The following is a 24,811-nucleotide window of genomic DNA, read 5'->3' on the forward strand; positions in this document are numbered from 1 at the left end:
GAGTATATAGAAGAAGAGAGAATTAGAATGGATAGTATTGAATTTGGTCGCAAGATTAACTACGTGCCAATGACCGTGAGTTGGGTAGTTGGTATATTGGTTGGTTTAGTGATAACAGTATTTACGCATCAAATATTATTGGCGGTAATTTTAGGAGTAACTTTTCTTGTTATAACTGCGCTTATTTTTGCCAAAACTTTATCAGATTTTTATGGCTATTGGGAAGTTACCGACGATGGTATTAGATGTTACGATTATCAAAATTTTGGTGTTAAATTTCAATCAGTATTGATGCCCTTTAGTGAAGATAAGATGAGTTTTAAATTTGATAATGTTAAATCTTTAAGAGTAGTTGTGGGTCGTGAAATGAATGCACCTGCCAATATTTTAGGTGGATCATTTTATGCACCTAAGAAGATTATGTTTAATTTGCCAACACCATATTATTTGGAAATAAAGTTAAAAGATGGTCGAGAAGTTAATTTGGATTTATCAGCCGATTGGGATGATACAGAAACAATCGAGTATGTCATTGCCATTATTTGTGATAAAGCTGGCATTGGCGCTGAAATGGTTAAGCAATCATAGTTAGTATAAGTGTGATTGAAATTCCGTCTTACTCCAGACTAAATAGTGTTTTAACTATCTAGGGGTTTAATTTTGAAATAAAAGAGGTGTTCATATTAACCAGAATTAATCGGTTAATATGAACACCTCTTTTTATGCTTGATAATAATACAAAAATAGATTGTTTAACTCTTGGTAATTCGCATGCGCCCGTTTCTTTTTGATTGATAAAGTGCATCGTCGACTCGGCTATAAAATTCGTCTGAGTTGAGATCATTTTCCCTTATTTCAGAACTACCTACGGAGACTGAAACGTCAACATTTTGGTTGTTAAATTTGAATTGAGAATTGTTGATGGCGGTGAAGATTTCTTGAGTAATGGAATCTATTTCCGATAATTTATAATTAGGTAAGATAACATTAAATTCCTCACCACCAGTACGATAAAATCTGATATTTCCATCGTTGGCATTGATAACTGTTTGTGTGATGTCAGCAACTTGCTGCAAAACTTTATCACCAACTAAATGTCCGTAGTGGTCATTGATACTTTTGAAATGGTCAATATCGAACATAATCATTGCAACATTAATATCGTTACTCTGATGTTGATTGAAGAGGGCATGGATATCGTTGTCGAAGGCAGCAAAGTTTTTTACGTGAGTCAGAGCATCTAAGTGAGCAAACTCATAAAGTGTATGTTTAACACGAACATCACGAATGAAGAACCCGATATAGCTATAGACAAAGATTTCAAAAACGATTAGGTAAGACACTTGTTGAAAAATAGTAGTGCCGTTAAGTGAAAATTTGATTCTAGCCAGACTCCAAAGAATAGTACCGAAGAACAATCCGTCCAGCATATAGTAGATGAATGGGAAAGGATTAGTTCGTTTTTTCTTGATGTATTTCAGGGAATAATAAAAAAGGAATAACGTTAAGGCAAAGCACCATGACTCCCAATAGAAGATTGCTGAATTGAAGATCATGAATGCTAAGACAATCGGAATAAAAATAGGATAATTAACTGGTGCATCCAGAAAGACAGCACAGAAAATCAAAGCAACAATTTGAAAATTAATGAAGATCCAAGTAGCTTGGTGATTGACAACAAGAGCTTGTAACCCGAATAGAAGGATGAATAAATACATGATTCCTAATTGAGCTTTGAGGATACCTGATTCAATATTGATTTCTTTCAAAGACAAGACGGATTTGACGCCATCAAATAATATTTCGTAAATAATAAAAACGCCAAAGATAAAGAAGAGACTAGTGAGTAAAGGCATCTCTTGTAAAACATACTTTGTTAACAATTTTTATTAACCCCCTTATGAAATATGCATAGATGACCTTACATAATAAAATTGAAATATATTTCTTAATTTTTGATACATAAATATTATACATAAGTAATAATAAATTTATAATAGAACAATTAAGATTTTTGTCTCATAATAGACGGAGTACTCAAAAGTGCGTAGTATCCTGGTAATCTTTTATGAAAAATAAATATCCAGCAACTTTTTTTGATAAGTTGCTGGATATTTTTGTAAATGTAATAATTGCGACTCTATTGTAAGGTATCTTGCATTGACCAAGTTATTTTACCTGAATATTGACCAGATGTAGCTGTACCTGGAACACGTAAACGCCATTGATTCAAACCAATGTAATTAGTTAAATCATAATTTGTGTGTGATCCAGAAAAACCTTCATCCTTGATGGGAATACCACTGGCAGAAAGAGGCAACCAATTTTCCTTATTAGAATCATTATTTTGGTTAAAGTAAATAGCATTGTCGTTATTTTGGATTAATTTTGAATTATCACTAGTATTTTTAATAGGGGTATCACCATTATTATCATAACCTACAGTGATTTGGAAGGGTGTATCACTAGTATGATCAACTACCAAATGACCATCAGTTTTGACGTTAGGTAATATTCTTTCAGAACCAGAGCTATTGATGACGCCGAAATCAATAGAAGTTGGAACTTGTTCGAAGCTCATTGTCGGTGCTGTTTCAGCAATATTTAGGACAGCACTGGTAGATTGAAAATTATTATATGTTTTACCATTAGCTGTTTTAATACTGTTCAAAACAGCAATATTAGTCGCGGTTTGTTTAGTAACAGCCGTAACTGTAGCTTTAAAGCCAATGGTTACTGTACCGTTATTCGCAATGGAGTCTAGATTGATACCATCAATATCACCACTTTGGGCAACACCATTTACTGTGACACTTCCTGACTTCAATTCTAGTCCTGCGGGGAGTTTATCGTTGAAGATGGCACTCTTTACGGTATCAGTTCCGGTAGGTTTGATCGTAGCTTTATATTCGATAGTGTCACCTTTTTTACCATCAACTGAATCTGAAAAACTACCAGTTGAATTAGTAGTGTCATTACGTAATGTCTTGTCGAATGAGATGTCAAGATGAGGACTTGCTATAGGTATTTTTACGCTGTCATTATAAGTAGCAGTGGAATCGAGTGCGACTCCGCTGGCATTTTGATTATTACCATAGAAAGAGGCTGAGTTAGTCAAACTAGAACTTTCCCCAGCAGCAAATGTAACTGTAGCATCAAAAGTAACAGTGTAAGTAGCCTTATCTTCTAGAATCTTATTGGGCGTAAAATTGATTGTATTATTTGTTGTTGAAGAGGCAGGAACACTACCATCTCCATCATCAACATCTTTATCATATTGATCAGAACCAGAACCGTACGAAACTGATCTGGTAGAAGTATATTTAACAGAGTCTTGATCTAGTTGCAATCCCTTAGGCAAAATATCAACTAATTTGCTGTAATTCCAGTGGGAATTCAAACCGTTATTAACAACTTTTAATTTGAAATGAAGTGTATCGCCAACATTATTTGTTCCATCAGAATTCTGATTACTATTTGTATAAGTCTTAGTTACGATAGGTACAGCGTAAGGGGATACGGTTGCACCTATTGTTGAAGCGTAGTGACCTGTACTACCAGCAGGTAATGTGACACTATCCCATCTCAATACGTATGCCGAATTTTGACGACCATTGGCATCAACAATAGCCTGCAAACCACCATTTTGTGTATTGGCAAATAGAAGTGGTTCTCCGGCAGCTTTGTTGGTATCACCAGGATCACTGCCACCAGGTTTAAGGTTAGGTGTTAATACGTTACCAGCATTACTGCTGACAGGTTTACCTTTAATATCTTGTGAGTATTGGCTGGAAAAAGCGATACCCATGTAATTCTTGAATCCACCGGGGACATTATTTGTGACAAATAATTTAGATTTACTGTTACTAGTATTCTTAGCACTATTAATATAAAGACCTTGACCGCCACCGATAGCATAAAGTGGAACATCATCACCAATGGCATCAACACTAGTATCAGTAGTAGCATCATATATAGTACTGTCGTCATTCATCGCAGTATCTTCACCAAAATATGGTTGGAATTGTACTTGTCCAGAAGGAGTGTAGACGTAGAGTTCACGTTGAACAATGGGAGCTCCAGTTGATGAGGGACGTAAAACTACTTCAGCGTAAGCACGGGCACCAGGTCCACTGGCTAGATATCCAGCAATTTTTAAGACTAGACGATTGTTACTGTCGCGACCATACATAAAAACTTTTGGACTCATTTTTCCCATTACTGATTGATCAGCATAATATTTACCTGATGAACCAGAAACAAGAGCATAATCGAACGATGAATCAGAAGTTTTCTGAGGGCTACCGCCGATGTAAGAATCCTGTCCCTGATGAACAATACTATTGTATTTACCATGATTATCAATAAAGACGTTGATTTTAGAATAGTAATTATATCCCGCACCGTAAATACCACTATTCAGTTTGGTAACATCAGTGGCTACAGTATTATCACCGCCGGTTGTCACATTACCATATTTATCACGAGCCGATCCAAAAGTATATTTCAAATAAACACCGTTACTAATCTGAATAGAACCAACGTAGCCGCTGTTACTAGGATTAGTTCCTGTTATCTGATGCCACGTACTAATACCATCATCAATTTTATTGGTATTAGTAATTACATCACTTTCAGAAAAAGCTTTAACATTTAAAGTAGTGCTATTATTAAAGGCAATAAAACAAAATAAGGCAATGAAAAATATGCCTATGATTCTACGAATATATCTATATTCCTTACTCATTCATATCCTCCCCTAAAGATACAATAATAAGTGATTGTATTTTCTATCATTATCATTATATGATTTAATAAAAAACAATCTGATTCAATTATTAATTATTATTTTGTTCGAGATTGAATTAAACTTCACAAATTATTAAACGGGGTATAAAATTGAATCCTTTATTTACTATTGGGCAATTATCAAAGATATTTAGAATAAAAATAACCACACTTCGGTATTACGATGAAGTGGGGTTATTGAAGCCAGCCAGGATAAATCGGAAAACGCATTATCGTTATTACTCGACAGAACAGTTTGAAAGATTGAACGTGATTACTTATTTGCGTGCGTTGGGATTGTCGATTGAGTCGATTAGAAATTTTTTTGAAGCCCGTGATACCTCATTGTTGGAGAAAATGCTACGAGAACAAAAGTCACAAGTACATCAACAAATAACTGCTTTACAAAGTATAGAACAGCGAATTGATGATCGAATTCTTCAAGTAAATGATGCAATTCAAAGTAATTTAAATGTGGTTGAGCTAGTCAATTTACCATCAATTCCGGTCATTTTTTTAAGTGAAAATTATCATGCCAAAGAGGATATTGAGTTGCCAATCACTACTTTGAGACAAAAATTTGGTGTTGATAAAAGTATCTTCTTAGGTAAGATTGCTCTAATGTTATCAAAGTCAGAATTAGAACAGAATCGTTTTGAAAATTATGGTGGTTTATTGTTGATACTTGAACCGGGGGACGATAAGGCGGCAACTGGTGAATTAATGTCAGGGCAGTACTTACGCTTAAGGTTTAACGGTACGCACGAAACGTCTGCTGCTCAGTATCAAAAGTTGCTAGATTACTGCCAGAAGCACCGTTATAAAATTGTAGGGGATGCTGTAGAAACAGCCTTGATTGATTATGGAATAACTAATGATCTGTCTAAGTACGTTACAGAAATTAGAATTCCTGTTAAAGAAATTTAAAATGAGTTGACCCTCCAGCGACTAGAGAGTTTATAATTTGAAATTAATATCTTAACTAGGGGGGATCTTATGATTGGAACAATTTTTAATGTCGGCATGATTTTGATAGGGAGTTTTGTCGGTAGTTATTTTAAGAAGGGAATCAAGCCAGAATATAATGAGATCCTTACGCAAGCACTAGGATTAGTGGCAATGATGGTTGGTATCAATGCTGTGATACAACATATGCCCAAAAGCCATTATCCAGTTTTGTTCATTGTTAGTTTAGCTGTCGGAGGATTATTGGGAGAATGGTTAGATTTAGAGGGACATTTTAATCATCTTGTGGATAAATTTTCCAAACCTAATCCCAATGGTGACAGTAATTTGGCCGAAGGATTAGCCACTGGTATCCTGTTGTACTGCATTGGATCATTATCAATTTTGGGACCAATTCAGGCAGCTTTGAATAAGGATTATACGTTCTTGTTTACAAACGGAATGTTAGATGGAATAACTTCAATTGTGTTAGCGTCAACCTTTGGAATAGGGATGGCTTTAGCAGCCGTGGCCGTTCTGTGTTGGCAAGGAAGTATTTATTTGATAGCCATGTTGTTACAAAATTCGATCAATAACAACATGATTACGGAATTAACAATTGTGGGTGGTATTTTGATTTTGGCTTCCGGATTGGGATTGTTGAATATTAAGAAGATTAAAGTTTTGAATCTTTTACCTTCTTTGTTGGTGCCTATTATTGTGATAGCTGTTATGCAGTTGTTTTAGAATAAAGAATGCTCATGATAAATTTTTCTTTTCGAATGTTTATTTGAATATTAACCAATATGGAAAAAGTCAGGCAAGATGTCTGGCTTTTTTGAATACGCTATTATTTTAAAAATCTCAAAAATGAATTAAATTTTAATTAGTTATTTCGTAATTTAGGGGTTTATTTTTGATAAGATAAAGTCAAATATGTAAAAAATTTACAATCGCAACTAAATCTTTACATTTGTTTAGGGGGAAACAAATTGTGATAAAAACTAATGAGTTAGATTTTGAAGATGAGTTAATCAACCATTTGGTTGATTTGGGTGGAACAAAGCAATGGAGTTATCTTCCTAATATTAAAACAACTGACGATTTGTGGGCTAATTTCAAAAGGATCGTTGAACAACATAATCAGGATCGTTTGGATGCGCCATTGACTAGGTCAGAATTTCAACAAATAAAAGTCATTATTGGTCAATTAGAAACTCCATATCAAGCCGGACAATTTTTGTATGGTATGAATGGAATCTCTCAAGTTGAAGTGGATTTGGACAATGGTAAACACGTATATCTTAGAATATTTGATCAAGATAATATTGGTGCTGGGGATACGATTTATCAGATAGTTAATCAAATTGAACGACCAGCAGTTATTCCTGGTCGAAAAAATCGACGTTTTGATACAACTCTGTTAATCAATGGGCTGCCAATTTTGCAGATTGAAGAAAAGGCCGATGGACACGATGCTAAAGAGGCCTTAAATCAGATGCATCAATATATTGATGAACGTCAATATACAGATATCTTTTCAACTTTACAAATATTGGTTGCCATTACACCGCATGATAGTAGATATATGGCAAATACTACTACAGACAAATTTAATACTGATTTTGCTTTTCGCTGGCAAAAAGCTGATGATAATAAGCCGGTCTTTGATTGGAAAGAATTTTCCAATTATATGTTGTCAATTCCAATGGCACACCAAATGGCTACTAACTATATGATTTTGGATGGAACACCAAAACATCAAATGATTAAGGCCATGAGACCATATCAAGTTTATGCTACACAACGGGTTATTAGAAAAATACGTGAACATGATTTCAGTATTGGTAAACAAGGAATAGGTTATGTTTGGCATACGACTGGTTCGGGTAAAACAATTAGTTCGTTCAAAGCTGCTTGGTTAGCCTCACGTTTACCAAATGTTGATAAGGTCGTTTTCTTAGTTGATAGGATTGCCTTAACTAATCAAACTGTTGATGAATATAAAGCTTATGATCCAGAAAATACTGATGAAAGTAACGGAGGAGTTGTAACTGATACAGCTAATCGTTGGATTTTATCTAAGAAACTATCCAAAAAGGGTAACGGAATCATCGTTACTTCTACTCAAAAAATGGATTCGATGGTTCAAAGTAGCAACTTCAAACCTATTGATAAAAATATTGTTTTCATCGTTGATGAGGCTCATCGTTCAACTTCAGGAGATATGCTGAAACGGATTAAAGATGGATTCCCAAGATCGGCTTGGGTTGGTTATACAGGGACACCAGTTTTTGATGAACATCCAACAACTCAAGAGGTTTTTGGTGATTTAATTCATGCTTATACAATTAGGGATGCTATTGCCGATGGAAATGTTTTAGGGTTTAAAGTTGATTTTGAAACAACTCTGTCGGATTCAGTTTTGCGTGACCAGTATTTGCCTGAATATTTTAAGGGACGTTATCCGGGAATTTCAGATGAAGATATTGAAATGCGTATCGACAATATGACTGATGCAGATATGGATGATACTGTTGAGCCATCGGTTTATGATAATAATCCTAAACATATTAAGTTAGTTGTTGATGACATTATCAAGAATTGGAGTAAACGATCAAGACAAGGTAAGTATAATGCTATATTAACAACCCATGTTGGCGGTGGTAAGGCTTCAACACCTATGGCAATGATGTATTATCGCGAATTTAAAAAACGTGATTCTGGTTTGAAAGTAGGAATTACTTTCAGCCAAACTACATCAAATAGTGACAATCAATTAGATAATAATAAAGATTTGCGAGAGGCAATGACTGATTACAACAAAGAATTCGGTACAAGTTTTGGAGATCAAGATGTTAAAGATTACACCGCTCAAGTGGTTTCTAGACTAAATCGAACAATTGATGACGGTAAGTATTTTGATATTGTAATCGTTGTTGATCAATTACTAACTGGTTTCAATGCTCCACAAATGAATACGTTGTATGTTGACCGTACTTTGCATGGTTCTGCATTGATTCAAGCTTACTCAAGAACTAATCGTGTTTATGATATGCAGACAAAGCCATTTGGTCGAATCGTTAATTATCGTTGGCCACATCAAACCGAGAAGTTAATGAAAGAAGCTCTAGCAATATATGCAAATCGAGATTCGGCCAATATTCAATTGGAATTTCCAGGTGAGATAGGTGTGATTGCCAAACCTTATGAAAAAGTTAAATCAGAATTAAAAAAAGTTACTAAACAATTGAATAATTTTTCTGATGGTTTTACAGGAATTCCTCAAGATGACAACCATATTGAAGAGATGTATTCGGCCCTACGTAAATATAATCATTTGATGGCTATGGCTAAACAAGACGATAAATATGATGACAAAAATCCTGATACACTTTTGCATGAATTAGGAATGGATGTAGACACTGAAGAGGTATTAACGACAACTTTAAGCAATAAGCTGAAAAAAGAAGTTGCTAGGATTCATCACGTTGATGTGTCACAAATTGATCTCCAAATGGAACATGTTAAAGCCATTCGGGTAAATTATGATTACTTGGAGGAGTTAATTGCTAACTTGATGAATCAGTATCATGATGATGATTTAGAAAATGCTAATAAAACAGCTAAAGAAATTAAATCAATTTCCGATAAAGTTGATAATCGTAAGTATGCTGAACAGATTAATCAATTTACTGATGATATTTTGAATGGCAAAGTTAAGTATTCTGACACATACCCTGTAAAACAGAATGAAGTTAAAAATTTAGTTTCAGGCCATAATGACATGCGTTTGCGGAATGATATTTTCGATTATAAAAAAAATTGGGGATTAACTGACATTGAAGCATCTCAAGATATTAATAAGTTAGTATCAGATCATGTAAAAGATGCTGATGATTTAAATATTGATGGAGCTTTAGACGAAATAGTTAAGGAAGCCTGTGTTGTTTATCGAATGGATGCTGAATCTGAAGAAGTTAAGAAATTATCAAAAATTAAATACCGTACTCATTTGAGAAGAAGTTTTAAGAAGTTTGCAGATCAAATGGTTGATAAATATTAGGAGAAATTATGAGTAAAGCACAAGAAATAACTGGTCAAATTTGGGAAATGGCAAACCGCTTGCGAAGTAATATGGATGCCAGTGAATATCGTAATTATATTTTAGGATTTATGTTTTATCGTTATTTGTCAGAACATCAAGAACAACGAATGGTACAAAATGATTTAATTGATGTTGAAGAAGGACAAAGTGTTAATGATGCTTATATTGAGCAAGCTAGTGGTGATGATTTAAATGACTATCTAGAAGAACTGGCTGATTCATTAGGTTACGCCATTGCTCCTCAATATACATGGCAAACGATTGTAGATAAGGTAAATGATAATTCAATTGCACCATCTGATTTTCAAGATATGTTGGATAGCTTTAATCACAATGTTGATTTGAATAAAAATGCTAAACAAGATTTTCATGGCGTATTTGCGGATATGAATTTGGGTAATTCACGATTAGGACAAACGACTGCAGCCAGAGCAAAAGCTTTAGTTGAAATCGTTAATCTGGTTGATGAAGTCCAATACAAAGATGATGATGGACATGATATTCTAGGTGACATTTATGAATATTTAATTGCCCAATTTGCTGGTAATTCTGGTAAAAAAGCTGGAGAATTCTACACACCTCATCAAGTTTCAGAAATTCTAGCTAAGTTAGTGACTATCGACCTAAATCCAAAAGAAGATAAACCAAGTGTTTATGATTTTGCTTGTGGTTCTGGTTCGTTGCTACTAACTGTTCAAGAACAGATTAAAAATCGCAGTTTGTTCTATTACGGGCAAGAATTGAATACAACTACCTATAACCTGGCTCGTATGAATTTGATGATGCATGATGTTTCATATATGAATATGGATTTACGTAATGCCGATACTTTGGAGAGCGATTGGCCTGATGGCGTTGATTCTAGTGGCATTGATCATCCTCGTAGTTTCGATATGGTTGTAGCAAATCCTCCATATTCAGCTCATTGGAATAATGAAGATAATAAAATGAAAGATCCACGTTTTAAAGAATATGGCGGTTTAGCACCAAAGACTAAAGCGGATTATGCCTTCTTGCTTCATGGGTTATATCATTTAAGTAATGAAGGTACTATGGCAATAGTTTTGCCACATGGTGTTTTGTTCCGTGGGGCTAAAGAAGAAAAAATTCGTAAGGCATTGCTAAACAAGAACCAAATTGATGCTGTGATTGGATTGCCAGCCGGATTGTTCTATTCAACTGGGATTCCAACATTAGTGATGGTCTTGAAAAAGAATAAGACTAATAAAGATGTAATGTTTATTGATGCAAGTAATAATTTTGAAAAGGGTAAAAATCAAAATATTCTTCGTGATGATGATATTAACAAAATTATTAACACATACAAAGAACGTAAAGATGTTGATAAATATGCTCATATTGCTCCAATGAGTGAGATTGAAGAAAATGAGTTCAATTTAAACATTCCACGTTATGTTGATACTTTTGAGCCTGAACCGGAAATTGACTTGGGTGAAGTTACTAAAGAAATTCGAGAAAATAACAAAAAAATTATGGAAAATAAAAATGAGTTGCTTTCAATGATGAAAGAACTCACTTCTTCTGATGAAAAGACTCAGAATGATCTTGATGATTTTATCACTATGTTGAGTGACGAGGTGAATAATCATGGATAAGAAAATGGTGCCTGAGGTTCGATTTAAAGGGTTTACTGACGATTGGGAACAGGATAACATTGGGTCCCATCTTATTTTGTTAAAGGATGGTACTCATGGTACACATAAAGACTTTGTAGATGGTCCACTTTTATTAAGTGCAAAAAATATAAAAAATGGAAAAATTAACATTAGTAATAATGAGAGGCATATATCGATTTCTGATTTTGAATCCATTCATAAATCATTTAGATTAAAAAAGGGAGATATACTATTAACAATTGTTGGATCGATTGGTCAAACCGCTATATATAATGGAGATACACATATAACCTTTCAAAGAAGTGTTGCATACCTTAGAACAAAAGATATAGATTCCGAATTTTTAAGATTTTTAATTATGGCACCACATTTCCAAAAAAAATTAAAAATAAATCAAGTCGTATCCGCCCAACCGGGAATATATTTAGGAGATATTAAAAATATAAGTATAAAGTATTCTAAGAATAGTAATGAACAGTTGTTAATAAAAAATATACTTAATTCAATTGATATTGCTTTTACTCTACAACAACGGCAGTTAGACCTATATAAGAAACTCAAGAAGGGATTATTGCAGAAACTATTCCCTAAAGAAGGGGAAAAGGTACCTGAAGTGAGATTTGCTGAATTTCATGACGATTGGGAACAGCATAAGTTGAAAGAAGTATCTAACCGTTATGATAATTTAAGAATACCTATTACGGCATCTGATCGTATCCGAGGAGATACTCCTTATTATGGAGCTAACGGGATTCAGGACCACGTTAAAGGATATACACATGATGGAGAATTTATTTTAGTTGCTGAAGATGGTGCCAACGATTTAAAAAATTATCCCATACAATATCTTAATGGGAAGGCGTGGATTAATAATCATGTACATGTTTTACAATCTAAAAGCAAAATATCAGATAACAAGTTTTTAATGAATGTATTAAAATGCATAAATATTGAACCATTTATAGTTGGCGGAGGGCGTGCAAAACTTAATGCTGACAGCATGATGAAAATAAAAATTATGATGCCAGCTAAAGAAGAGCAAAAGGAGATTGGTACTTTATTGCAAAATCTTGATCATTTTATAACACTACAACAAGATAAATTAGAAGAACTAAAACTTTTAAAAAAATATCTTCTACAAAATATATTTATCTAACAAAAAAAGGACTGTGACACAACAGCCCTTTAACTAATAACTAAAATAACTAAAAAAGCTTCGATGTGGACTTAAAAAAATTCACTGAAGTCTTTTTTTGCCCATAAATTTTTGTCCACAAAAAAGAAGAATAAAAAGACATTGATACAAACTTTCTGATATTCAATCTCATTACTGCATTAATTGAGTCATTTGCCGCATTATTTTTTCGCCATCTTGTGTTTCTAATTCCTGAATAATATGAAGATAAGTATCCTGTGTGGTGGTCATATTAGAGTGTCCAAGTCTTCTCGCAACACTAGCAATTGAAACACTTGCAAATAAGAGAATTGAAGCGTGAGTATGTCTGAGTCCATGAACAGTTATGACAGGGACTTGGGCGTGTTTACATAGAACAGCCAGACGATTGTTTACGGTCGAATTAAAAACACGGCGTTTAACAAAGATTGGTTCATCTTCGGGTAAATTTTTCACCAGTTGTGAGAATTGCATAGCAATTTGCCAATCAAGTTGAACCTTTCTAATTGATGAAAAATTTTTTGTTGGTTGAAATCCACCTTTTGTTGCCCGATAATTCCAAGTTTTGCTGACACTTAATAATTGCTTGGTAAAGTCAAAATCATTCGGAATAATCGCCAAAGCTTCCGCAAATCTCAATCCAGTTTTAGCCACTAGTAAAATATACCAATCCCAATTCAATTCCGTTCCTAAATCAAGTTGTCTAATTAGTTGTTGTAACTCATATTGATTTAAAAATTTCGGTTTTTTATTACCTGGCTTTTTACCCTTAATAACAATTTTCCGAGTAGGATTTTGTTTGATCAATCCTTCATCTAAGGCATCTATAATTGCACTTTTTACTTGATGGTGGAAATCCTGAGTTGTTTGTTTCTCATGTTCCAAGGCGTAATCATTGATTAATTTCTGATAAGTTCGGCGATTCAAATCACTTAATTTTAATTCTGGAGCCAATTTAGTAATCCACCTTAAACACATATAGTATTTATCTAAAGTTACTGATCTAATGGCGTTAACTTTGTACAGCTCAATCCATTCTTCATAATACTTATAAAATAATTGTGATGATTTAGTTCTGGGCATAGAAAAAACCTCCGAATAATTTATATGATATAAAATTTAGATACCAGTATTTATTATCCAGAAGTTTAAATTTCTAGCATTCAATTTTGTTAAATAAATAATTTTTGTAGTAGATATTTTTTTAATATCTCTAAATTCTTGATTTTATTCTGTCGTAAGACAACATTTTTATCTAATTTATCAAAGAAATTTCCTACTTTTAGTTGTTCCTTAGTAGTCGGTAAAATAATCTCTGTATTTAATATTGTTTTATTATATAATCGCTTTATTGTGCTACCTTCAACCCCATTCCAATTTACGATTTTATAGAATTGCTTTAAGAAAAGATTTTCTAAATTTGCGGAATGATTTAACCAAACTATATTGCTATCTTGAAAATATTCATCTTTGCCAGTATATTCAATGGCTCTTCCAATACTACCTGATGCTGAAATCAAAATATCACCCTTCTGGGGATATGGATATCTTTTTTTATATTCTGCAAATAATTTTGGAGAAATATATGAATCAGGTTTACTACCAAAAGTACCAATTTTATAAAAGGGAATTCCTTTATCCAAAGTTTGATCTTTAAAAATCCTTTTGTTCATAGACACATTTCCGAAATCTCCCAGCTTATACCGTTCCCAATCGTCATGAAATTCAGCAAATCTCACTTCAGGTACCTTTTCCCCTTCTTTAGGGAATAGTTTCTGCAATAATCCCTTCTCGAGTTTCTTATATAGGTCTAACTGACGTTGTTGTAGAGTTATGAGCTTATCAAAATTAGTCAAAAACTTTGCAATCTTATTTTGTTCCGCTAGAGCGGGTAATGGTACTGGAAATTTAACCAAAACATTTTGATTTAAATGTTTAATTGTTCCTCCGGTTGATTGTCCACTTGAAAATTTTAATAAGAAAGGTGCTTTTAAATAATGAAAAAGATATTTGTCATCAACTTCATTTTCATTTTTAATTCTTACATTGAAAACACCAGCATTTAGCGTGGCAGGCATTGGTAACTCTGCAACGTAAGCAACTTTACCAAGTGTCCCATCTTTTGTAATCAAAATACTGCCATTTGAAATCTGAATTTTTTTATCTTGGTCAAAGCGATTTTTTTTCACATAATGAATATTTGAATAGTCAATTTCACCATCTTTAAAGTCTGTTCCCGTTATTAACATATAGTTGCCGTTATCGAGAAATTCTGATGTTCTAAGATTTTGCCAACCGATTCTGGCATTCATATTCGCCAGATCCGACAACTTACGAAGTTCCCAAGTTTCAGCCTATAAAAAAATATAGAAATTTATAAAATTGATTGTTTTTTTATGAAAGAACCCCCCCGCTAATAATGAAGATCATTATATTTAAAACAATGAAATTTATTTCAAATAATTAGTAGTTGGGAAGTAAATCGGACAAGATAGTAATGATCTTAAATCTTTTTTAGCGGTGTATATCAGATTTACTTAATAATTTAGAATATTGGGGAAAGAAGAGTTCCAAAATAGAATAGGACTGGTCCAACCTGACAATATAGCAGGAAATACGATTTGATTTAAAAGGAAGTTCTTAAGTGTTAAAATATACGACCAGACGTTCGTCTGGTCTTTTTAAATTCCTCTAAAATTGATACAATATCATAGGTAAAGATTGGGGATAAAAATATAATGAAAATACTTTTCGTTGGCGATGTCGTAGGTTCTGTCGGCATTAAAGCTATAGAAACATATCTACCTGAGATCAAGAAGAAGGTTAAACCACAATTAACAATCGTTAATGGTGAGAATGCTGCTGGTGGCAAGGGTACTAAAGAGCCTGATTATCAAAAAATCACTCGTGCCGGTGCTGATGTCGTAACGGGGGGAAATCATACTTGGGATAAGCGTGAGATCCTTGACTTCATCGATGATCCGAAGAAAAATATTCTCCGTCCATATAACTTTCCTGGTGATCATGTTCCTGGACGTGGTTATCTAGAAATTAATGTAAATACTAAAAAGGTCTATGTTATCAATATGATGGGAACTGCTTTGATGCAACCAATCGATAATCCATTCCTTGAAGCTGATAAGTTGCTCAAGACTTTAGATAAAGATGCAGTTAAGTTTGTCGACTTCCACGCTGAAACAACTAGTGAAAAAATTGCCTTTGGTAATTACGTGACTGGTCGTGTCTCAGCTGTCTGTGGTACACACACTCACGTTCAAACAAACGATGCACAGGTTATCAACAAGCAAACAGCTTACTTAACTGATGTCGGGATGACCGGTTCATATGATGGTATTCTTGGTGACAAAAAGGAACCAATCATCAATCGTTTCCTAACGCAAAGACCTAACAAATTTGATGTCGATGAAGATGGTCGCATGCAAATTGGCTTCGCAGTTATTGAAATTAATGATCAAACAAATAATGCACGTAGTATCAAGAACTATGTCATTACACCAAATAATCAATCTTTCTTGAATTAATGGAGGGGAATTCATGCCTCAAAAAACTAAAGAAACACCAATGATGGAGCAATATCTGGAGTATAAGAAACAATATCCAGATGCTTTTTTGTTATATCGTGTTGGTGATTTTTATGAAATGTTCTACGACGATGCCGTTAAAGGTTCGCAGATTCTAGAATTAACTTTGACATCCCGTAATAAAAAAGCTGATGAAGGTATCCCAATGTGTGGAGTTCCTCATCATGCAATTGAAGGCTACATCGATACACTTGTGGATAAAGGTTACAAAGTTGCTGTCTGTGATCAACTGGAAAATCCCGCTGACGCACAAGGTAAGATGGTCAAACGTGGTGTTACACGAGTAGTTACACCCGGTACTATCATGGATAAATCAGACCAAGCGAAAGAGAACAATTACATCACAGCCATTACAGCTAATAAAGATGTTTTTGGTTTAGCTTATGCGGACTTATCCACCGGTGAAGTAAAAGTTACATCGGTTACTAGCCAATTAGATTTAACAAATGAATTGCAAAATTTGGATACTAAAGAAACCGTTGTTTCCGGCAGTTTCCCACAAAAATATCTCGATCAATTACGTAAATACGGCATTTTGATTTCTAAATTGGATGAACTGGATGATAATTACAGTTTTGATTTCTCACAAATCAGTTCAGATTTAGAAGTATCCACCGTTAAGCTGTTGATAAGTTATCTGATCAAGACACAGATGCGTTCACTGGATCATTTGAAGGCTGCTCAATCATATGAAACTTCTTCATATTTATTAATGGATCATTCAGCTCAAAGTAACCTAGAGTTGTTCAAAAATATCCGGACTAATAAGAAATCCGGAACACTTTTATGGTTGTTGGATGAAACTAAAACCGCTATGGGTAGTCGTTTGTTAAAACAATGGTTAGCTCGTCCTTTGATCAGTGTTGAGAAGTTGAAAGAACGTCAGCACTTCGTTCAAGTCTTCATGGATAATTATTTTCAAAGATCATCCTTCCAAGACTATTTGACAAAAGTTTATGATTTGGAACGACTAGCCGGTCGAGTAGCTTATGGAACCGTTAATGGTCGTGATTTGATTCAATTGAAAACTTCGCTTGAACAAGTCCCCGAGATAAAATCGATTCTTTTGGACATTGGCGATGATGAATTGACAACCTATGTGGAAAAAATTGATGAAGTGGCTGATATTCGTGAACTGATCGACAAAGCTATTGTGGAGGAAGCTCCGATATCCATTACTGGCGGTGGCTTGATTAAAGAAGGTTACAATGACCAACTCGATAAGTATCTAGATGCCTCGAAAAATGGTAAGCAGTGGTTAGCTACTTTGAAGGCTAAGGAACAAGAATTAACTGGTATCAATAATCTAAAAATCGGTTATAACAAGGTTTTCGGTTATTACATTGAAGTCAGTCGTGCTAATATCGACAAAATTCCTGAAGACCGCTATCAAAGAAAACAAACTCTAGTTAACGCTGAAAGATATATTACGCCTGAACTAAAGGATAAAGAGAGTCTTATTCTTGAAGCCGAAGAGAAATCTAAGAGTTTGGAATATCACTTATTTGATCAAATCAGAAAGAAGATTAAAGATCAGATCAGACGAATTCAATCACTAGCTAATATTTTGTCACGTTTGGATGTTTTGCAAAGTTTTGCCGTTGTCAGTGAAGAGTACCATTATGTGGCACCGGAATTTATTAGTGAACATGAATTGAATATTACTAATGGTCGTCATCCGGTTGTGGAAAAAGTTTTAAGTAACAATAGCTACATTCCTAATAATGTTAACTTTGATGACCAAACGGATATACTTTTGATTACTGGTCCTAACATGTCTGGTAAAAGTACTTATATGCGTCAGATGGCTTTAACAGTTATCATGGCTCAAATTGGCTGTTTTGTACCGGCTGATTCTGCCCAGATGCCGATCTTTGACCATATCTTTACTAGAATTGGTGCTGCCGATGATCTTATTTCTGGTGATTCAACCTTCATGGTCGAAATGCGTGAAGCTAACGATGCTTTGAAAAACGCTACACCGAATAGTTTGATTATCTTTGATGAAATCGGTCGTGGTACGGCTACTTATGACGGAATGGCTTTAGCTCAAGCAATCATTGAGTACATCGATAAGCATGTTAAAGCGATGACTTTGTTCTCAACTCACTATCATGAATTGACTGAACTAGAAAGTCAGTTGCCTGGTTTAAAGAATGTGCACGTTGATGCTTCAGAAGAAAACGGTGATTTAGTCTTTCTTCATAAGGTATTGCCTGGTCCAGCCGACAAGTCATATGGTATCCACGTTGCTAAATTAGCCGGATTACCAGACGATGTATTGGTTCGAGCTGATAAGATTTTGAGTAGTTTGGAAGAAACTTCAGTTCATACAACGACATCCGATAGTATTCACGAAGATGTTCAGCCAGTTGTAAAAGTTCAACCGGAACCAGAGGTTGTCCCTGAAACAAAACCAGAACCAAAATCTGAACCAGAAGTGGAAGAAGACACACAAATGTCGCTATTCCCAGAAACTTCTAAACCAACTAAGAAGTTTTCATCTAAAGAAAATCAAGTTCTCAAGGAACTGAACAATCAAGATTTAATGAGTGTCACACCAATCGATGCTATCAATTTACTCTACAAATGGCAGAAGAAACTTAAATAAAAGAAGGTGGAAAACGTGGGTATAATTCATGAACTACCAGTTGAATTAAGTAACCAGATTGCGGCTGGGGAAGTTATTGAACGCCCCGCATCAGTCGTGAAAGAGCTGGTGGAAAATTCCATCGATGCACAAGCAACTCAAGTGCTGATTACGATTCAGCAAGCTGGATTGAAATTAATAGAAGTTAATGACAATGGAAAAGGGATTTCTTCGGATGATGTTGAAGTAGCTTTTCTACCTCATACCACTAGTAAAATTTCTAATGATCGTGATTTGTTTAATATCAGGACGTTAGGATTTCGTGGTGAGGCTTTAGCTAGTATTGCTTCTATTTCTAAATTAACAGTTTTAACAAGTATGGATGGCAAGTCAGCTGTTCGGGCTAAATATTCAGGTAATGAATTGGTTAAGAAGGAAACTTTTGCCCGTTCTAAGGGAACAACTATTACAGTTGAAGATATGTTCTTCAATACGCCGGCTCGTTTGAAATATGTGAAGTCGCTGCATACAGAGTTGAACAAAATTGTCGATATTGTTGACCGTTTAGCAATGGGACATCCTGATATTTCCTTTAGATTAATTAACGAAGGAAAAGATTTAGTTTGGACATCAGGCAATGATAATCTTCAACAGACAATAGCCGGTATTTATGGTCGGACAATTGCCAGTCATATGTTGGAGTTTGAAAATTCTGATCCAGATTATGAAATACATGGCTTCTTTTCTAAACCGGATACGACACGATCTAACCGTTCGTACATTTCACTAATTTTAAATGGACGTTATATTCGCAATTTCCAATTAACTAATGCGGTGATCCGTGGCTATGGATCTAAATTGATGGTAGCCAGATTTCCAGTCGCGGTGATTGATATCAAAATGGATCCAAGTTTAGTTGATATTAATGTTCATCCGACAAAACAAGAAGTTAGACTTTCAAATGAAGGTCATATTGGTGATTTAATCAGTGATGGAATTAAACGACGTTTGTCAGATCAGAATTTGATTCCTGATGCGGTTAAAAATTTAGGCAGAAAAGAACCGGTTAAAACGGTTGATACTTATAAGCCGGAACAGATCAGTTTCAGTGATATTGCCACAATCGCTAAGATCAGTGAACCTTTGAGTACACCCACGAAGACTATTGAACCAGAAAATCCAATGCCAAATGAGCAACCTCAACCAATGGAAACAAGTGAAACCTTTGAAACACCAATGACAGGGATGCCGATTTTTAAAGATCCTGATCATTTGAAGTTATGGGATCAACGTTTACAAAAAGAAACTGAGTCTAAGGTAAAAGTTTTAAACAGTGAGCCACAAGCTGCTGATACAAAAGATTCTGAACCCATCAATCAGGAAGAAAAAAGTGGTTTTCCTGATTTACGTTACATTGGTCAAATTCATGGAACTTATTTGGTTGCTGAGAGTGAAGATGGCTTTTACTTGATAGATCAACATGCGGCGCAAGAACGTGTTAACTACGAATACTATCGTAAAGAAATTGGGAAAGTCTCCAATGATCAACAGAAATTGTTGGTTCCAATCGTTTTGGATTATCCAAATTCAGAAAGTATTTTGATTCGAGAGAAGAAACCAGTTTTGGAAAGTATTGGTCTTTATTTGGATGATTTTGGACAAAATAGTTTTGTCGTCAATACCCATCCCACCTGGTTTGTTCCTGGACAAGAGGAATCAACTATTAAAGAAATGGTTGACTATGTGTTAAATGATTCTAAAATCAGTGTTGCCAGTTTCCGTGAAAAGAATGCCATCATGATGAGTTGTAAACGTGCGATTAAAGCTAATCATCATATCGATGATCGTGAGGCAGTACAATTGCTCCACAATTTGACTAAGGCCGAAAATCCTTATAACTGTCCCCATGGACGTCCAGTTTTGGTTGAATTCAGTAATAAAGATTTGGAAAAAATGTTCAAGAGAATTCAAGATCCACATGATACTAGAGAGAGTGAATAAATTATGTTTGAATATTTAAATGGTTTAATTACGGCAATTACCCCTTCGTATATTGTTGTGGATGTTAAGGGTGTAGGATATAAAGTCCAAGTGGCAAATCCTTATCGTTATGAAGAAAATCAAGAGGCTAGAGTTTATGTCGAACAGATTGTTCGTGACAATGAACAGTCATTATATGGATTTTATGATTTGAACGAGAAGAATATTTTTCTACATTTAATTAGTGTTTCTGGAATTGGACCCAAGAGTGCTCTAGCTATTTTGGCTGGACAGGACTTACAAGGTTTGATTCATGCGATTGAAAATGATGATGTTAAATTCTTAACCAAATTTCCTAAAATTGGTAAAAAGACTGCTCAACAAATTATTTTGGATCTATCAGGTAAATTCACGGCTGAAGGTCAGATGACACTTGGTGAAGCTCCAGTTGAATTCAGTAGTGGTTTGAGCCAAGAATTGGAAGATGGTTTGGCAGCTTTAGAATCACTTGGCTATTCACCTAAAGAAATTAGTAAAGTTAAATCAACGCTTGAAAAAGAACACTTGAAGAGTGCTGACGAATACTTGCGTGCTGGTCTTAAATTATTAAGCAAATAAATAAATTTTAGAAATGAAGGGAGTGTTAAAAATCACAAATAACGAGAATGATGAGAGTGAACGTTTAACAGATGCGGATTCACTTGATAACAATGAAGATGTTATTGAACAAACACTCCGTCCGCAAACTTTTGATCAATACTTAGGTCAAGAGAAAGCTAAGAAAGAATTAGATATCTACATCAAGGCGGCTAAGCAACGTCAACAGACACTAGATCATGTTTTGCTATATGGTCCTCCTGGGCTAGGTAAAACAACATTGGCCATGATCATCGCTAATGAAATGGGTGTCAATATTCATACAACTACAGGTCCTTCGATTGAAAAATCTGGTGATTTGGTGGCTGTTTTGGATGAACTGGAACCAGGCGATGTCTTATTTATTGATGAAATTCATCGTATGCCACGTGCTATTGAAGAAGTGCTTTATTCGGCCATGGAAGATTTCTACATTGATATTATCGTTGGTCAAGGTAGTGAATCACGATCACTACACCATCAATTAGTTCCTTATACATTAATTGGTGCGACGACTGCTGCCGGAAAACTTTCAGCTCCTTTGCGAGATCGGTTTGGAATTGTCGAAAGAATGGAGTACTATACCATAGATGAATTGTCCAAGATTGTTTTTCGTTCAGCTAGTGTTTTGAACATTAACGTTGATGAAGAAGGAGCACATGAAATTGCTCGTCGATCTCGAGGGACACCTAGAATTGCCAACCGTTTGTTGAAGCGAGTACGTGATTTTGCTCAAGTTGCCAATAAAGATACGATTGACTACGATATGGCTGAATCAGCGTTGAACCAATTACAAGTTGATGATGCCGGACTTGATCATCTTGACCGTCGAATTTTGTCAATGATAATTGAACTTTACAATGGTGGTCCAGTCGGTTTGAAAGTTATCGCCGCTAATATTGGTGAAGAACAAGAAACAATTGAAGAAGTTTATGAACCATATCTAATGCAAATGGGATTCTTGAAGCGTACAGCTAAAGGTCGTGTTGTCACGAGAAAAGGTTATGAACACATGGGATTACCTTATCCCGAACAAAACGAGTAAAGTGATTTACTCGTTTTGGTGTATCTCAAGAAAAACATTATTCCACGATTAAAAGGAGATTTTACAATGACACTAACAACAGAAGATTTTGATTATGATTTGCCAGAAGAACTTATTGCGCAAACACCAATTAAAAATCGTGATCAGTCAAGATTATTAGTCTTGGATCATGAAACGGGAGAATATCAAGACAAGCATTTTTATGATATTCTTGATTATTTAAATCCTGGCGATGCTTTGGTAATGAACAATTCTCGTGTTTTACCAGCACGTTTGTATGGTACTAAAGAAGATACTGATGGACATGAAGAAGTATTGCTTTTAAATAATATTGAAGGCGATAAGTGGGAAGTCTTAATGAAACCTGCTCGACGTGCCAAAGTAGGAACAAAAGTTGAATTCGGTGACGGACAACTTGAGGCAGAAGTGCTTGAGGACCTTGAACATGGTGGCAAGATCATTGAATTCCACTATCAAGGTATCTTTATGGAGATCCTAGAACAATTAGGTGAAATGCCTTTACCTCCATATATCAAGGAAAAATTAGACGATCCTGATCGTTATCAAACTGTTTATGCCAAAGAAAATGGTTCAGCTGCCGCTCCAACAGCTGGACTTCACTGGACAAAAGATTTGTTGAAAAAGGTTGAGGATAAAGGTGTTAAACTGGTTTATATCACTTTGCACGTTGGTTTAGGAACTTTCAGACCAGTGACTGAATCAGATATCAGTAAGCATGTAATGCATTCTGAGTTCTATCGTTTGGATGAAGATTCAGCTAAGACATTGAATGAAGTGAAGAAGAATGGTGGCAAGATTGTTGCAACTGGAACAACTTCAATCAGAACTTTGGAAACAATTGGAACTAAGTTTAATGGTGAAATCAAAGCTGACAGTGGCTGGACTGATATTTTTATTAAACCAGGTTACGAATGGAAAGTTGTTGACGAATTTATCACTAACTTTCATTTGCCAAAATCAACTTTAGTTATGTTAGTTGCAGCATTTACCGGAAGAGAAAATATTTTGAACGCATACCAACACGCTGTAGAAGAGAAATATCGCTTCTTTAGTTTTGGGGATGCAATGTTCATTAAGTAGAGGGAAGTTATGGAATCGGCTATTAAGTACACATTAATTAAGAAGGAAAAGCATACTGGCGCTCGTTTGGGATTGTTAGAGACACCCCATGGAACATTTGAAACACCAATGTTTATGCCTGTTGGAACAGAAGCTTCTGTTAAAAATATGGCACCTGAGGATTTGGAAAAAATCGGTGCTTCAATTATCTTGGCAAATACTTATCACTTATGGTTACGTCCTGGAGAAGATATTGTTCAAGAAGCTGGCGGCTTACACAAATTCATGAATTGGGACAAGGGTATTTTGACTGATTCAGGTGGTTTCCAAGTTTTCTCACTAGCTAATATGCGTGATATCACTGAAGCAGGGGTTCACTTTAGAAATCATTTGAATGGACGTCAAGAATTCCTTTCACCAGAAAAAGCTATCAAGATCGAGAACTATTTAGGTCCTGATATCATGATGAGTTTGGATGAATGTCCTCCATTCTTTGAAAGCTACGATTATATTAAGAAGTCAGTTGCCAGAACAAGTCGTTGGGCTGAACGTGGTTTACAAGCTCACCGTAATCCTGATTGGCAAGCTCTATTTGGGATTGTTCAAGGTGGTGGCTTTGAAGATCTTCGTAAACAAAGTGCTCGTGATCTTGTCAGCATGGATTTTCCAGGTTACTCAATTGGTGGTTTATCCGTTGGTGAATCAAAAGGTGAAATGAATCGAGTGTTAGATTTTACAACACCAATGTTGCCTGAAAATAAACCTAGATATCTAATGGGAGTTGGTACAGCTGATTCCTTGATTGACGGTGTTATCCGTGGAATTGATATGTTTGACTGTGTTCTACCAACTAGAATTGCTCGTAATGGTACATGTATGACTAGTCACGGTCGTTTAGTTGTTAAAAATTCTAAGTATGCTCATGACTTTACACCATTGGATGATAACTGTGATTGTTACGTATGTCGTAACTATACACGTGCTTATATCCGTCATTTGATCAATGCCAATGAATTATTCGGTACACATTTGACTAGTTACCATAATCTATACTTCTTGTTGAATTTGATGAAGGGTGTTCGTCAAGCTATCAGGGATGATAATTTACTTGAATTTAGAGAACATGTTTTTGAAGAATATGGTTTTAACAAAAAAGATGCTAAGAAATTTTAGAAGATTTTGATAAGAAAAGTCTTCTAGTCTGGAAACAAGGTTATATTTTTGGT

General features: G+C 34.9%; 17 protein-coding genes and 1 pseudogene. 13 read left to right on the top strand and 5 right to left on the bottom strand.

All coding sequences use genetic code 11. The features are described 5' to 3' along the window. Positions 1 to 27 precede the first annotated feature (27 nt). Positions 28 to 588, top strand: coding sequence for a hypothetical protein (locus ATN92_RS18285; RefSeq protein WP_056954581.1), 561 nt, complete (start codon positions 28 to 30; stop codon positions 586 to 588). Between the two features lie 164 nt (positions 589 to 752). Here ATN92_RS18285 and ATN92_RS18290 read toward each other — a convergent pair whose 3' ends face one another. Then, positions 753 to 1,883, bottom strand: coding sequence for a GGDEF domain-containing protein (locus ATN92_RS18290; RefSeq protein WP_056954583.1), 1,131 nt, complete (start codon positions 1,881 to 1,883; stop codon positions 753 to 755). Between the two features lie 257 nt (positions 1,884 to 2,140). Further along, the gene (locus ATN92_RS18295; RefSeq protein WP_056954585.1) at positions 2,141 to 4,747 is read right to left on the bottom strand and encodes an isopeptide-forming domain-containing fimbrial protein; all 2,607 of its coding nucleotides are present in this window, start codon (positions 4,745 to 4,747) and stop codon (positions 2,141 to 2,143) included. 152 nt (positions 4,748 to 4,899) lie between these two features. Here ATN92_RS18295 and ATN92_RS18300 point away from each other — a divergent pair, with 152 nt between their 5' ends. The 5 genes from ATN92_RS18300 to ATN92_RS18320 all read left to right on the top strand — a co-directional run bounded on the left by ATN92_RS18300 (position 4,900) and on the right by ATN92_RS18320 (position 12,634). Further along, the gene (locus tag ATN92_RS18300; protein WP_056954587.1) at positions 4,900 to 5,715 is read left to right on the top strand and encodes a MerR family transcriptional regulator; all 816 of its coding nucleotides are present in this window, start codon (positions 4,900 to 4,902) and stop codon (positions 5,713 to 5,715) included. Between the two features lie 69 nt (positions 5,716 to 5,784). Then, on the top strand, positions 5,785 to 6,480 hold the full coding sequence (locus ATN92_RS18305; RefSeq protein ID WP_056954589.1) for a DUF554 domain-containing protein: 696 nt from the start codon (positions 5,785 to 5,787) through the stop codon (positions 6,478 to 6,480). A gap of 244 nt (positions 6,481 to 6,724) precedes the next feature. Continuing rightward, the gene (locus tag ATN92_RS18310; RefSeq protein WP_056954691.1) at positions 6,725 to 9,799 is read left to right on the top strand and encodes a type I restriction endonuclease subunit R; all 3,075 of its coding nucleotides are present in this window, start codon (positions 6,725 to 6,727) and stop codon (positions 9,797 to 9,799) included. Positions 9,800 to 9,807: 8 nt separating this feature from the next. Then, positions 9,808 to 11,457 (top strand): type I restriction-modification system subunit M, encoded by a 1,650-nt coding sequence (locus tag ATN92_RS18315; protein WP_056954591.1) that lies wholly within the window; start codon positions 9,808 to 9,810, stop codon positions 11,455 to 11,457. Beyond that, complete coding sequence (locus tag ATN92_RS18320; RefSeq protein WP_056954593.1) at positions 11,450 to 12,634, top strand: restriction endonuclease subunit S; 1,185 nt, start codon at positions 11,450 to 11,452, stop codon at positions 12,632 to 12,634. Before ATN92_RS18315 ends, ATN92_RS18320 begins: the two co-directional genes overlap by 8 nt. Before the next feature lie 171 nt (positions 12,635 to 12,805). On the opposite strand, the gene ATN92_RS18325 is transcribed toward ATN92_RS18320, so the two are convergent. From ATN92_RS18325 to ATN92_RS19260, 3 genes and pseudogenes are all read right to left on the bottom strand, one after another. Continuing rightward, the gene (locus ATN92_RS18325; protein ID WP_056954595.1) at positions 12,806 to 13,735 is read right to left on the bottom strand and encodes a site-specific integrase; all 930 of its coding nucleotides are present in this window, start codon (positions 13,733 to 13,735) and stop codon (positions 12,806 to 12,808) included. A gap of 89 nt (positions 13,736 to 13,824) precedes the next feature. Next, positions 13,825 to 14,391, bottom strand: coding sequence for a restriction endonuclease subunit S (locus ATN92_RS19255; RefSeq protein ID WP_256970554.1), 567 nt, complete (start codon positions 14,389 to 14,391; stop codon positions 13,825 to 13,827). Positions 14,392 to 14,478: 87 nt separating this feature from the next. Next, a pseudogene (locus ATN92_RS19260) lies at positions 14,479 to 14,991 on the bottom strand (restriction endonuclease subunit S); the annotation flags it as partial. Positions 14,992 to 15,390: 399 nt separating this feature from the next. Between ATN92_RS19260 and ATN92_RS18340 the strand changes: the two are divergent. The 7 genes from ATN92_RS18340 to tgt all read left to right on the top strand — a co-directional run bounded on the left by ATN92_RS18340 (position 15,391) and on the right by tgt (position 24,758). Then, positions 15,391 to 16,194 (top strand): TIGR00282 family metallophosphoesterase, encoded by an 804-nt coding sequence (locus ATN92_RS18340; protein ID WP_056954599.1) that lies wholly within the window; start codon positions 15,391 to 15,393, stop codon positions 16,192 to 16,194. Positions 16,195 to 16,207: 13 nt separating this feature from the next. Then, the gene (gene mutS / locus ATN92_RS18345) at positions 16,208 to 18,865 is read left to right on the top strand and encodes a DNA mismatch repair protein MutS (protein ID WP_056954601.1); all 2,658 of its coding nucleotides are present in this window, start codon (positions 16,208 to 16,210) and stop codon (positions 18,863 to 18,865) included. Positions 18,866 to 18,880: 15 nt separating this feature from the next. Further along, positions 18,881 to 20,845 carry a DNA mismatch repair endonuclease MutL gene (gene mutL, locus ATN92_RS18350; protein ID WP_056954603.1) on the top strand — a complete coding sequence of 655 codons (1,965 nt, stop codon included), beginning with the start codon at positions 18,881 to 18,883 and terminating at the stop codon, positions 20,843 to 20,845. Positions 20,846 to 20,848: 3 nt separating this feature from the next. Beyond that, entirely contained in the window at positions 20,849 to 21,442 is a 594-nt protein-coding gene (gene ruvA / locus ATN92_RS18355) for a Holliday junction branch migration protein RuvA (RefSeq protein WP_054642550.1), read from the top strand. 31 nt (positions 21,443 to 21,473) lie between these two features. After that, a complete protein-coding gene (gene ruvB / locus ATN92_RS18360; RefSeq protein ID WP_087721265.1) occupies positions 21,474 to 22,505 on the top strand; it encodes a Holliday junction branch migration DNA helicase RuvB in 1,032 nt (343 codons plus the stop codon). Positions 22,506 to 22,571: 66 nt separating this feature from the next. Then, positions 22,572 to 23,606, top strand: a complete 1,035-nt coding sequence (gene queA, locus ATN92_RS18365) for a tRNA preQ1(34) S-adenosylmethionine ribosyltransferase-isomerase QueA (protein ID WP_025084634.1) — start codon at positions 22,572 to 22,574, stop codon at positions 23,604 to 23,606. 9 nt (positions 23,607 to 23,615) lie between these two features. Beyond that, the gene (gene tgt, locus ATN92_RS18370) at positions 23,616 to 24,758 is read left to right on the top strand and encodes a tRNA guanosine(34) transglycosylase Tgt (RefSeq protein WP_054642551.1); all 1,143 of its coding nucleotides are present in this window, start codon (positions 23,616 to 23,618) and stop codon (positions 24,756 to 24,758) included. The last annotated feature ends 53 nt before the right edge of the window (positions 24,759 to 24,811 follow it).

This window comes from Companilactobacillus bobalius, from assembly GCF_009764355.1.